Below are 11,778 nucleotides of genomic sequence, written 5' to 3'. Positions count from 1 at the left end.
GACATCCCGCCTCCGACATCCCGCCTCCGACATCCCCGCCCTGCCTTCCGATTCCGTCGTAAAGCTTCACATGTGGTATATTTCCTAAGTCGAAATAATTCTCTCGCATTGGTTCTGACAGCATTGGTTCTGACAGCATTGGTTCTGACAGCATTGGTTCTGACAGCATTTGCCCGTGCAGACCGGCCTTCCGTACTTTACCCGTGCGGGAAGGCCGAACGGCTGTCCATACATTCTAGAAATAGGTGGCGACCGAATTGAATCCTGTACAAACAGAGACAAAATCCGAACGGTACGGCTGGCTCGTCTTGTCGGTCACGTCGCTCGGCACGATGTTGACATTGTTGAACGTCGGCACGCTCAATGTGGCGTTGCCCGTCGTGGCGAAGCATTTCCACGCCACAGCCACGACAGCGAACTGGATCCTGCTGTCCTATATGTTGTTCAATACGATATTCATCCTGGTATTTGGCCGCGTGGCCGATCTATTCGGCAGGCGAAAGTTATACATCATCGGCTTGCTGCTGTTCACCGTCGTTTCACTCTTGATTGGTTTTTCGCCGAACATCTGGACGCTGCTCGTTCTGCGGGCGCTTCAAGCGGCGGGCGGCGCGATCGTCATCACCAACACGACGCCGCTGATTACCGACGCGTTTCCGGAGCGATCGCTGGCAAAAGGGTTGGGGATCAACGTCCTGACAGCGTCTGCGGCGCAACTGATTGGCCCTGTCGTCGGCGGCTTCTTCGCGACGCGCTTCGGATGGGCTTGGGTGTTCTGGTTCAATGTGCCGGTCGGCGTGATCGGCGTCGTATGGGCCATGATCACCCTGCGCGCATTGCCTACGCGGGCGACGCACGAGCGGTTCGATTGGTCCGGCAACGTGCTCTTGTTTTTCGCGCTCGGCGGCTTCATTCTGGCGCTGTCCGAAGGCGGCACGCTCGGTTGGAGCGATCCCATTGTGATCGGCGGCTTGGCCGCGTTTGTGATCATGACGCCTCTCTTCCTGTGGGTCGAGTGGCGCTCCAGCTCACCGCTGATGAATCTCCGGCTGTTCGGCAATCGCCGTTACGCCTCCGCGTATGTCGCGACGTTCCTCAATGCGTTTGCGCGAACGGCCGTCGTGCTGTTGATTGGGCTGTATGAGCAGACCATCCATCACACGAGCGCGTTTGTCGCTGGCTTGGCTGTGCTTCCGGTGACCATCGGAATGATTGTGGTCTCGCCAGTGGCGGGATCGCTCGCGAGCCGCTACGACGCGCGGATCCTGTCCAGCCTGGGGCTTGCTGTGTCCGGACTGGGCATTGCCATCCTCACGCCGTTTACCGGGATGTTCGAGACGTATGTATGGGAAGGGATTGGCATGTTGCTCGTAGGAGGCGGCAGCGCCCTGTTCATGACGCCCAACACGTCGTCCATTATGTTGACCATCGATCCGGCGCACCGCGGAACAGCCAATGGACTGCGTTCCATGCTGCAGAATATGGGGCAGGTGACGAGCACGGCGCTGTCGCTGATGCTGGTGGCGGTTGGCCTTCCCAAGCGCCTGCAAAGCCTGGTCTATCAAGGCAACAGCGCGCAAATCCCCGGGTCGGATCTACCGTGGCTCATCAGCGGCTTTCGGATGGCGATGGTATCGCTGCTCGTGGCGACTGTCCTCGGCGTCGTGGTCTCGCTCGTTCGCGGCCCCAAATCGGTATAACCATCGCGGTCGGCTGCGGTCCGCTTTTGGCGGGTGGCTACCGGGCGAGCCGGCGGCTGTCACAGCCACCCTTTTTGCTCTGCGCGCTGAACAGCTTCCTGTCGCGAAGCGCAGCCGAGTTTGGAGATGGCTTCGGAGAGGTAGTTGCGGACTGTCCCTTCCGACAGTGCGAGACGTTTGGCGATCTCTCTGGTCCCGACGCCGGTTCGTGCGCACCGCAAGACGTCGATCTCGCGCGGCGTCAGCGGATTTTCCTCGGTCATGGCTTCCACCATGAGCGCCGGGCTGAAGATGCGTTGTCCGCCCACGATATTGCGGATGGCCGCTGCGAGATCCTCGACTTGCGAATCCTTCAGCAGGTAGCCGTGCGCACCCGCTTTGACGGCGCGTTGCAAATAGCCGGATCGAGCAAACGTGGTCAGGAGAATCACCTTGCACGCCGGAAGCTCGTTGCGAAGTCGTTCCGCGACGTCAAGTCCGCTCAGTCCTGGCATTTCAATGTCCAAAATGGCCACATCGGGGCGCAATGAAACGGCTTGGCGCAGCGCGTCCTCGCCATTGCCGACGTTTGCGACAACCTGGAAGTCGTCTTCGAAATTCAGCAAGGTTGTCAGCGCGTCGCGAACCAATACCTGGTCTTCCGCGATGAGTATCCGGATCATCTCACCATCTCCTCCTGACGCAGATGGCCGTCATCGTCAGGCAAAGTAATCAGCAGGGCCAGGCCAGGCGCAAAGCCCAAGGTTTGCGGATCGATCGCGCCGACACTCACCGCGCCAGTTGCGACCGGATCGACCGAATCGCCGCGGGTCCAGAAGGCAAACGAGCCCTGGATGGCTTCGACGCGCGCTCGCATGCTTTGCAACCCGCTTCCAGACGGCTCCGCCCTGTCGGTGACAGCGGAAGCCCGACGCAGGCCCCGCCCATTGTCGGCAACCAACAGATGAACGTAAGCCCCTTCCCGCCAGACGCGAACGGTGCAGCGGCTCGCACCGCTGTGGCGAACGACATTCGTGACCGCTTCGCGCAGGCACATCGCGAGCACAGAAAATGGCTGGCCGCGCCAGGCGCCTGGGCAGCCGGCGTCCATGTTTGCGTCGATACCTGCCGTGTTGAGCAGCGTTTCCGCCGCGATCCACTCCTCGCCGAAGTCGGCCTGACGCATGTCCGCGACATACTCGCGAACCCTGGCCAAGGCTTCCCGGGCGGCCCGTTCGATGTCGCTGACTTCGGCGATGGCGCGCTGCTTGTCGCCGTCGCGCTGCAAGACTTTCGCGACCACCTGCGCCTTGAGCGAGATCATCGACAGCTGGTGGCCCATGACGTCGTGAAGATCGCGGCTGATGCGCTCTCGCTCCGCCACTTTCGTCAGCCGCTCGATCTCGGCGTTCGCATTCGCAAGCCGCTCGTTGGCATCCTGCAGCCGACCGTAGTAGCGGAGCATGAAGGCCATGATGAAGGCGCTGAACATGCCGCCAATCGCCACGGGGAGCAGATAGCCAGACAATGCGATGTGATGTACGCGCGTGTACAGCAAATACAGACCAACGGTGCCAATCCCCATCGCGACATAGGCAGGGACGACGATGTTCAGTTCCATGAAGGACAGCACAGCCACGGGGTAATACGCCAACGCGACGTACTCCGGCGCGAACAGCCACATCATCACCCACATGAGCACGACCATCCCCGCCGAAGCGAGCAGCCGCTGCTTCGGTCGAGCTGGCGGAAACGCGATCGCGTAGCAAAGGCCGAATAAGGCCAGCAGTCCCAGTCCAATGAGCAACTGAGACCAAGGCGCTTGGTACAGATACGCTGCGGGAATCAGCAGCTGCGTCAGGTAAAAGTACATGACGCGGCGATGGGAAACGCGCGCCGATCGGCGGCCCGTTTGCCCATTCGCGTTCACTTCCCGAAGATCGTTGCCTCTCACTGGCTTCCCCTCCCGATCACGCCGTGCAGCCCACACCATTTCGCCCTTTGCCCCCGCGCTCTCCTGCCTGCTTCTTTCGTCCGCTACGCCGAGCGCGTGTCTCTTCGACGGCCGGTTGCCCACAGGGCAACCAGGCCAAATGCGACGAAGTATGCGGCCAAGACGAGAAAGTCGTCCCACGACGGCGCTTGCCCGGCAACGAGCGACCAGGATACGCGTGCCAGGTGATACGTCGGGGTCCACTGCGCCAGATGGCTCATGAAAGAGCCCATCATCTGCACCGGGAACCAGAGGCCGCCCGTGATCGAGAGCAAAAAATAGAGCGCTGACGCGACAATTTGCGCCGCGTCGATGCCGGCAAGCTGGCCAATGAGCATGCCGAGCACGATGAACGTCAGGCCGCCAAACGCGATCCACGCGCCAGCCATGATCCAGTTCGCCAAAGGCATCCTGACATGCTCGACGATGGCGGCTGCAAGAAACAAAATCACGACCTCCGTGACGTTGACCAGCAAATTCGCGATGATCTTCGCCGTCACGTAGTTGATGGGCGGCTGCGGCGTCGTTTGCATCAGGCGAACCCATCCCTGCGTCCGCTCGAACGCGATGCGCGACGACAACCCGTTTAACCCTGCGCCGACAACGCTGAACGTGGCCATGGAGATCAAGTAATAGCTTTTCCACGAGACGCCGCCAACGACTCGATTCGGACCAATCAAATTCACATAGAGAAAGTAAAAGCCAATCGGCAGCAATACGCTGAAGAAGAAAAAGCGGCGATTTCGGATGTTTCTCAAGATTTCAATGCGTGTCTGGAACCACCATTGCGTCATGCGCAACCGCCTCCTCCATCCATGTTTCCGATCCGGTGAGCGACACAAACGCGTCTTCCAGACGCCCTTGCGACACCTCGAAATGAGACACGTCCAAGTCCATCTGAATAATGGCCCGAAGGAGCGTGTCCGGGTCGGTCGTCGTCAAACGAACGTGGCGGCCACTCCACTCGACGTGATCGACCAGGGGCAAGGTCGCGAGAACCTCTTCCGTGACGCTCGCGCCGGCGATGAAGGAGACGTAGCGCTTGCCGGACTGCCGCTTGACATCCTCCACCGAACCGTCGGCGATCACGCGGCCATGCTGCATGAGCAGGATTCGATCCGCCATCGCGTCGGCTTCGTCCAGGTGGTGCGTCGTCAGTACGATGGTTCGCTGCTCGTCTCTCGCAAACTCGCGCAGACTGTCCCAAAAACCGCGCCGCGACGTCACATCCATGCCGGTCGTCGGCTCGTCGAGGAACAGCAGCTTGGGATTGCCTGCCATCGCAAGCGCGAACTGCAAGCGCCGCTGCTGACCGCCGCTCAGCTTGACGGCCTCTTTGCGCGCTTCGCTTTCCAACCCAGCCATGGCCAGCAGCCGTTCGGCGTCCAGCGGGTGATCGTAAAAACTTCGAAACAGATCGATCAATTCACGAACCTTCACTTTGCCAGGGAGTCCAACTTGCTGCAGCATCACACCATAGTGTTTGCGCGTGAGCCGCTTGGCGGGGTCTTGGCCGAACGCCAGCACGCTGCCCGACGTCGGCTGCGACAACCCAAGCATCATCGATATCGTCGTGGTTTTGCCAGCGCCATTGGGACCCAGCAGGGCCACGATGGAGCCTTGTTCGATTTCAAACGACACGTGGTCCACCGCAGTCACCGCGCCGAAGCGCTTGACCACTTGATTCAACGCGATCGCCGCTGTCACGCCGTCACTCCTCCTTCAAATCCGGCCGCATCCAGCCGCCAAAAGTTTCACTATTTCACAGAAGGTGCGCACCTCGTATACTCATATCGTATCCGTCCGATGACGATGGGGCCCAGTGGACGATGTCACACATTCCATGTGACAATTGTCATAAGATCGGCGTGATGAGCGAATCGTTGTGCGAATGGTTCGAATGGAGGTAACGACATGCAATACAGGCAGCCCACGTTTAAAGGCAAGGACATTCGCGTTCATTTTGTCGAGGAAGAAGACGACGAAGATTTGCTTGAGATGGTGGAAGACCTCCCCGGTTTCGACGAACACAAACGAGATGAACCCAACACTTCAGAAGCGCCTAAGGCCTAGGGCAGCATCGTCGCCTGCCCAACCTGATCCTTGTCGAACATCGCCTTCAGGGCGGCGACCTGCGACATCTCCGCGATGACCAAGAGGTGATCACCTACGCGAAGACGCGTACTGCCGCGGGGCACGACGACGCGCGAACCTCGAACGACACCGTAGCACAGCGTGTTTTCGGGAAACCGCACCTCGCTCAAGCGCTTCTCTACGTACGGCGAGTCCGCCGCGATTTCCACCGGAACCACCAGTGCCGTCTCCCGGGTCAACGAGAGCAAGTCCACAATATCTTCCGATGGCGTCGCGTCGACGAGATCGAACTTCTCAGACAGCGGCTGGACCGTCAAACCTTGAATCAGGGTCGATGCGATCACGATGAAGAACACCACTTCAATCATGACGATGTACCCAGTGACTTCGGATTCCACTGCGGACAAAATCAGGACGATCGGCGCTGCTCCGCGAAGTCCCGCCCATGCGATGAACGCGCGCTCACGTATGGTAAATCGCATGCCGATGGTGGAAATCCACACGGCGACGGGACGAGCGACGAGCAATGCTGCGGCCGCCAACGCGACGCCGGGCACAAATACGTAGGCGAAATCGCGCGGCACCAGAAAGAAGCCCAACACGACAAACATCAGGACGTGCATCGTCCAGGCAAGTCCCTCGTGAAATCGAACGATGGTATACCGGTGTTCCATTTGCCTGCTCGACATGACAACCCCTGTCACGTACACGGCGAGAAACCCGCTGCCATACAGCGATTGGGCCAATCCGAACGACAAAAGCGCAAAACCGAGCGACAGCGTCGGATACAGGCCGCCTGTGTCCAATTTGACGTAACGGTTGACATACGAGGCCAAGAGGCCAATCACCACGCCAATCACCAGGCCGACGGCCATTTCCAGACAAAACAGGACAATGACTCGGCCAATCTCCTCCGAGATCGACAAGTGCGGTTGGTGAATCCATTGCATGAGAATGGTGATGAGAAAGAACGACATGGGATCGTTCGTGCCTGACTCGACTTCCAACACATCGGTTAGCCGCCTGCGCAGCGACGTGTTGCCGAGCACGCTGAACACCGAAGCGGCATCGGTGGAACTCGCCGCGACACCCAACATCGCGGCGGGGACCCAAGAAATCCCCAGTACCATATGGGCAAACCCGGTCATGATGGCGGACGAGATAAGCACGCCAATCGTCGCCAACGACATCGCCGGACGCCAGACGCGCTGAACGCGTCGCGCCGAAGTATGGAGTCCACCTTCAAAGAGGATGAACGCCAGGGCCAAGTAGCTTAAATCCTTTGCCACCTTGGGTGTGATGTTCTCGAGCACGCCAGGCACCAGCGACGCCAGCGCCGAACCAACGGCCACGAAGCTGATGAGGGCGGGAAATCCGAACCGCTTGTTGGCGCGCGCCAAGAGAACGCCGGCGAGGAGAACAATGGCGACCATCAACGTCATCGTATTCAAGAGCCGCACGCTCCTCAAGCAAGAATGATGGCGAAGGTACCCCCTTCACTCCCCATCTTGCCCCCATCCGTGCGTGGTTGAACCATGGCACAGCATTCGTCCGCAAATTTTACTGACCTCGCGGCAACCGCTGGGCTGACTGCGCTTCGCGCGCCCGTTGTCTTTGTTCGATGCGCTGGTTCAATCTTCGCATCAAATTGAGAAACAGCGCCCTCTCCTCTTCCGACCAGTCCTCGAGCAGTTCGGCATAGAGCGATTTTCGCGCCGCTCTGACTTCGCCAAGAATCTGCTCCCCCTTGGGCGTCGATCTCACGACAACGCGCCGTTTGTCGACGTCATCCCGCTCCCGAACGAGCAACCCCGTCGAGACCAAGGGCATGATCTGGCGACTGATGGTCGAAATATCCAGGTGGAAGAGATTCGCCAATTCACTCACCGTCATCTCACCTTGGCCGTGCAACGTCAGCAAAATGAGGTACGCGGATCGATCCAGGACACTCGTTCCTTGTCCAGTTTGTCTGGCAAATTCCATCCTTCTGGCGAACATGGCCACTTCGCGCTCCAATTCCTGCAGTACGTCCACCGAATCACTCCCTATCGTAGATGGCCGGACAGATTGGCGTATGACAATTGTATAGTACGAGTTGCTGTATCCCAATCCATTTGGTGCACAATGGAGATAAACGAGTTTCGACAGAAAGTGGGTTTGGCATGGAATTATACTTCCTTGGAACCGGAGCAGGACTCCCATCCACACGGCGAAATGTCACATCGATTGCATTGTGGTGGAACGAAACGCGAGGCTCTGTGTGGTTGTTCGACTGCGGAGAAGGTACGCAGCACCAAATGCTGCGGGCCCCGTTCGGTCCTGCCAAGGTGGATCACATCCTGATCACCCATCTGCACGGCGATCACATCTACGGCCTTCCTGGCCTGCTGGGAAGCCGCGCCTTTCAATCGGCGACCAGCGATGTGTCGATCGTCGGGCCAAAAGGCATCGCTGCCTTTGTGGAAACGTCCATCCGGATCAGTTGCGCGCACCTGCCGTACCAGTTGCGCTTCCTGGAGCTCGATCACGATGAACCCGCTTGCCGCAGCCGCCAAGTGGTGTACGAAGACCAGGACATCGTGGTGACAGTGGCCAAATTGCACCACGGCATACCAAGCTGGGGCTACCGAATCGATGAAAAACCATCCCCAGGTTCGCTGAGAACGGATGTGCTGAAGTCGCTGGGCGTCCCCCCGGGCCCAATCTACGGCACCTTGAAATCCGGCCAAGATGTCACGCTCGACGATGGGCGGGTGATTCGCGCCGCCGACGTCGTGGCGCCGCCGCGCCAAGGGCGAAGTGTGGTCATCCTCGGCGACACGCTTCCTACGGACAGCGCGATCGAACTGGCCGAAGGCGCGGATGTCCTCGTTCACGAGTCGACCTACGACGCGGCCGATCACGACAGAGCAAAGCGGTATCACCACACTTCCGCCGACGCGGCCGCCGACATCGCCAAGCGGGCCGGTGTGGGCCAGCTCGTCCTCACACATATCAGCGCCCGCTACGACGCCGACGGTGAAGCGCAATTGCTGCAAGACGCCACAGACGTCTTCGAGAATACCGCGATCGCGCATGATCACTTTCGCCTCGCGGTGAAGAAACCAAGGCGCAGCACCCTGTGATCTGGGCTATTGCAGATCCACTTGCACGCCGATTTCCCGCCACTTCTCGAAAAACATCGGGCAGGTCTTGGAAACGCAGCCAGGGTCCACAATTTCGACGCCCGGCACCACCAGGCCAATCAGGGCTTGCGCCATGGCCACCCGGTGATCGTCGTACGAGGACAGCCGACCACCGTGCGCTTCTCCTGGATAAATCGTCACGCCGTCCTCATGTTCGTCGACCGCGATGCCGATAGCGCGGAGCGTGTGCGAAATGACCATCAGTCGATCCGACTCGTGATGGCGAATGTGGCCCACGTTCGCGATGGTGATGGGCCTATCGGCAAACGGGGCCAAGAAGGCCAACGTGAGCGTCTGGTCCGACATCTCTTCCATGCTGATCGTGAAACCCCCGCGTAGTTTCTGCGGCCCGCGCACTTCGATGCCAGGCCCGGCCTTATCGACCTCGCAACCCATGCGGGCCAATACGTCGACAAATTGCACGTCTGGCTGGCGGGTATTGTACGTCAGATTTTTCACGCGAGCCCGTCCACCCGTGATGGCCGCGGCGCTCCAAAAGTAACACGCGGTGGATGCGTCCGCTTCGATTTCATAGTCCCGGCCTTGGTATCCGGTCGGTTCGACGCGGATGCTGAGCAAGTCCGGATCGGCTTCGACCGCGGCGCCGAACGATCTCATCATGTCGAGCGTGATATGAACGTACGCGTGTTGCACGATGTGATCTTCAATGCGCACCGTGAGCGGCGCTTTGGCGTACGGCGCGGCAATGAGGACGCCGCTGATGAACTGCGAGGACACAGAACCGGACATCCGCACGTCGCCGCCCTGCAAGCCGTTCGCCTCGAGCCGAATCGGCAGTGTGTCCGGTCGATCCGACAACGTCGTGATGGACGCCCCCTGCGATGTCAACGCGTCGAACAGGACACCCATCGGCCGTTCATTCATGCGCTTGCTGCCTTCAATGGTCCAGCGCCCATGCCCTGCGGCGAGCGCGCTGGTCAGAAACCGTGCGGCCGTGCCTCCGGCTCCGGTGTAGAGATGACCTTCGGAATTCGGCCAAACGCCATTCACACCGTCCATCGCAACCTCTTCACCAGACACGGTCAAGTTCACGCCGAGCGCTTTGAGCGCTTCGATGCACCAGTACGCGTCGTCGCTTCGCAGCAAACCGGTCAACCGGGACGATCCGTTCGCCATGGCTGCAATCACGAGCGCCCGGTTCGTGAAACTCTTGCTGCCCGGCACGACCACGTCCGCGTCGACAGGGGCGCTCACCGGCGACACTTTCGCCACGCTGACGCCGTGCAAGGCCCAGGGAGAACGCGCACGCAAATCCGATTCGTTCGACGACACTTTGCCACCTCATTCCTCATGGTTGGCGCCACAGAGAACGCGACGCTTGCCGCTTACGGCAATTGACGGATCTTTTCGGTGATGGGCGTGCGTTCACGGACTTGCGGAACTTCCGCAGGGTAGCCGACACCGAGGATATTGACGACATCGTACGAATCGTCGACGCCGAGCGCCTGACGCGCGGGATCTCCCCAGCCCACCGACGTCCAACGGACGCCGACGCCTTCGGCATGCGCCAGAAGCGAAAAATTTTGAATGAAACAAGAGACAGCGATGAGATTTTCGTCGCGATCAACCTGCTTTTCCGCACGCTTCGAGAGAATCGCGAGAACGAGCGGCGCGTTTCCGAAATTCGGCCCATGATTGATTGCCTGACGCGTCTGTTCGCCGACGACGAGAATTTCCCAAGGCTCGTTCAGGCGGTGATTCGGCGCGTAACTGGCCGCTTCCAGCCACGCTTGAACTTTGTCCATGTCGACAGGATCAGGCTTGAACAACTTGATATGTCTCCGAGTGCGAATAGCCTCTGCAACGTCCATACTGAAACTCCTCCTCTGTGTCAAACCTAGCAGCCGTCTGTGCGACGACTCTTATGCTCGCGATTTCACTTTCCTCCATACGGACAAGTCGCGATGGAGCAGCTCTTCAAGTTTTTTGACATCCTCCGCGAAATACGCCTCCAACTCGCTGCGGACGTCAGGATCCATTTGGGCTCGCTCCAGCACCATCGACTTCGCCTGGTTGCCCAAGCGTTCACGCACCCCGGTCGGCACCAACGGCTTGACCAATTCCTTGATGCCGTGCGGCTTCGAGATGAAATTGTAGAGCAGCCGCGACTTGGGAACCCCTGACTCGTTGTGGCGGATCGACGTGTCCGGCACAAAATCGGTGGACACGCCCAAAAACGCGGCGACATCCTGCACACCTGAAACGGCGTCTTTGACAAATTCCTCGAAGATGATCACCTTCACGCGATCCCGGCCGAACGTCTCCAGATAGCGCTTCACCTGTTCCGAGTACAGCCCGAGCTCCCTGTAGTACCACATCGGTTCGAAATCGTTCGCTTTAAACTCGGCTTCTTTCGCAAGCGACTCGCGAAAGCTGCGATGTTCCCGCTCGTCGCGTATGAGGTGCATGTACGCCGAGAACGCCCGATCCACTGGATTGCGCAGCATGATGATGATCTTGGCGTCAGGGATCTCTTGCTTCATGCGCTGTGCGGTGCCCGGATAGTACAGGTAAAAGACGGACGATTCGCCGATAGCCTTTTCTCCGGCAACTCCATCGAAGAGATGGTAATACATGTCGCGATCGCGAATGGTGTACTGGTTCATCCCTTCGTCGCCCGGTCCGCGAAACACCGGCGGAAAGTCAGGAATGGAAAAAAAGTGCGCTTCCTTCTTGGGCGGAATATACACTTCGGGATGTTGTCCAAGATACCTGTCGAGCGAACTCGTCCCAGATTTCGCGGCGCCTACGATAAAGAAATTTGGCCGTGGCATTGCGGCACACCTCTTTCTCGAGTTGATCCGCG

The 11,778-nt window shown here is 59.2% G+C and carries 12 protein-coding genes; 3 read left to right on the top strand and 9 right to left on the bottom strand.

All coding sequences use genetic code 11. The features are described 5' to 3' along the window. The first annotated feature begins 257 nt into the window (after positions 1-257). Positions 258-1,700 (top strand): MFS transporter, encoded by a 1,443-nt coding sequence (locus AAC01S_RS08255; protein ID WP_067621218.1) that lies wholly within the window; start codon positions 258-260, stop codon positions 1,698-1,700. Positions 1,701-1,759: 59 nt separating this feature from the next. Here AAC01S_RS08255 and AAC01S_RS08250 read toward each other — a convergent pair whose 3' ends face one another. The 4 genes from AAC01S_RS08250 to AAC01S_RS08235 form a co-directional block, all read right to left on the bottom strand. Then, positions 1,760-2,362 carry a response regulator transcription factor gene (locus tag AAC01S_RS08250; RefSeq protein ID WP_067621217.1) on the bottom strand — a complete coding sequence of 201 codons (603 nt, stop codon included), beginning with the start codon at positions 2,360-2,362 and terminating at the stop codon, positions 1,760-1,762. Continuing rightward, entirely contained in the window at positions 2,359-3,633 is a 1,275-nt protein-coding gene (locus AAC01S_RS08245) for a sensor histidine kinase (protein WP_067621216.1), read from the bottom strand. The genes AAC01S_RS08250 and AAC01S_RS08245 overlap by 4 nt, the downstream gene beginning before the upstream one ends. 83 nt (positions 3,634-3,716) lie before the next feature. Further along, complete coding sequence (locus tag AAC01S_RS08240; RefSeq protein WP_067621215.1) at positions 3,717-4,466, bottom strand: ABC transporter permease; 750 nt, start codon at positions 4,464-4,466, stop codon at positions 3,717-3,719. Then, positions 4,435-5,379: an ABC transporter ATP-binding protein gene (locus AAC01S_RS08235; protein WP_067621214.1), complete on the bottom strand. Its 945-nt coding sequence runs from the start codon at positions 5,377-5,379 to the stop codon at positions 4,435-4,437. The genes AAC01S_RS08240 and AAC01S_RS08235 overlap by 32 nt, the downstream gene beginning before the upstream one ends. Before the next feature lie 207 nt (positions 5,380-5,586). Between AAC01S_RS08235 and AAC01S_RS19550 the strand changes: the two genes are divergently transcribed. Next, entirely contained in the window at positions 5,587-5,745 is a 159-nt protein-coding gene (locus AAC01S_RS19550) for a hypothetical protein (RefSeq protein WP_169794026.1), read from the top strand. Here AAC01S_RS19550 and AAC01S_RS08230 read toward each other — a convergent pair. Together AAC01S_RS08230 and AAC01S_RS08225 are read right to left on the bottom strand one after the other, a co-directional pair. Continuing rightward, the gene (locus AAC01S_RS08230; RefSeq protein ID WP_245630127.1) at positions 5,742-7,208 is read right to left on the bottom strand and encodes a potassium/proton antiporter; all 1,467 of its coding nucleotides are present in this window, start codon (positions 7,206-7,208) and stop codon (positions 5,742-5,744) included. The genes AAC01S_RS19550 and AAC01S_RS08230 overlap by 4 nt on opposite strands. Positions 7,209-7,326: 118 nt before the next feature. Beyond that, positions 7,327-7,800, bottom strand: coding sequence for a MarR family winged helix-turn-helix transcriptional regulator (locus AAC01S_RS08225; RefSeq protein ID WP_245630125.1), 474 nt, complete (start codon positions 7,798-7,800; stop codon positions 7,327-7,329). Positions 7,801-7,928: 128 nt separating this feature from the next. On the opposite strand from AAC01S_RS08225, the gene rnz reads away from it, so the two are divergent. Further along, the gene (gene rnz, locus AAC01S_RS08220) at positions 7,929-8,891 is read left to right on the top strand and encodes a ribonuclease Z (RefSeq protein ID WP_067621212.1); all 963 of its coding nucleotides are present in this window, start codon (positions 7,929-7,931) and stop codon (positions 8,889-8,891) included. A gap of 6 nt (positions 8,892-8,897) precedes the next feature. Here the strand turns inward: rnz and aroA are convergent, their stop codons facing one another. The 3 genes from aroA to AAC01S_RS08205 are packed head-to-tail and all read right to left on the bottom strand — an operon-like array spanning position 8,898 to position 11,746. Continuing rightward, the gene (aroA, locus tag AAC01S_RS08215; protein WP_067621211.1) at positions 8,898-10,244 is read right to left on the bottom strand and encodes a 3-phosphoshikimate 1-carboxyvinyltransferase; all 1,347 of its coding nucleotides are present in this window, start codon (positions 10,242-10,244) and stop codon (positions 8,898-8,900) included. Positions 10,245-10,297: 53 nt separating this feature from the next. Beyond that, entirely contained in the window at positions 10,298-10,783 is a 486-nt protein-coding gene (locus tag AAC01S_RS08210) for a nitroreductase family protein (RefSeq protein WP_067621210.1), read from the bottom strand. A 51-nt stretch (positions 10,784-10,834) separates the two neighbouring features. Further along, entirely contained in the window at positions 10,835-11,746 is a 912-nt protein-coding gene (locus AAC01S_RS08205) for a sulfotransferase family protein (RefSeq protein WP_067621209.1), read from the bottom strand. Between the last annotated feature and the right edge of the window lie 32 nt (positions 11,747-11,778).

The sequence above is a fragment of the Alicyclobacillus acidiphilus NBRC 100859 genome (assembly GCF_001544355.1).
GTDB lineage: Bacteria > Bacillota > Bacilli > Alicyclobacillales > Alicyclobacillaceae > Alicyclobacillus > Alicyclobacillus acidiphilus.
This window is presented reverse-complemented; position numbering and strand designations above follow the sequence as displayed.

Coding starts and splice junctions, on each gene's coding strand:
- AAC01S_RS19550 (WP_169794026.1), top strand. CDS start 5,587: ATGCAATACAGGCAGCCCACGTTTAAAGGCAAGGACATTCGCGTTCAT.
- AAC01S_RS08240 (WP_067621215.1), bottom strand. CDS start 4,466: ATGACGCAATGGTGGTTCCAGACACGCATTGAAATCTTGAGAAACATC.
- AAC01S_RS08250 (WP_067621217.1), bottom strand. CDS start 2,362: ATGATCCGGATACTCATCGCGGAAGACCAGGTATTGGTTCGCGACGCG.
- AAC01S_RS08210 (WP_067621210.1), bottom strand. CDS start 10,783: ATGGACGTTGCAGAGGCTATTCGCACTCGGAGACATATCAAGTTGTTC.
- rnz (WP_067621212.1), top strand. CDS start 7,929: ATGGAATTATACTTCCTTGGAACCGGAGCAGGACTCCCATCCACACGG.
- AAC01S_RS08230 (WP_245630127.1), bottom strand. CDS start 7,208: ATGACGTTGATGGTCGCCATTGTTCTCCTCGCCGGCGTTCTCTTGGCG.
- AAC01S_RS08205 (WP_067621209.1), bottom strand. CDS start 11,746: ATGCCACGGCCAAATTTCTTTATCGTAGGCGCCGCGAAATCTGGGACG.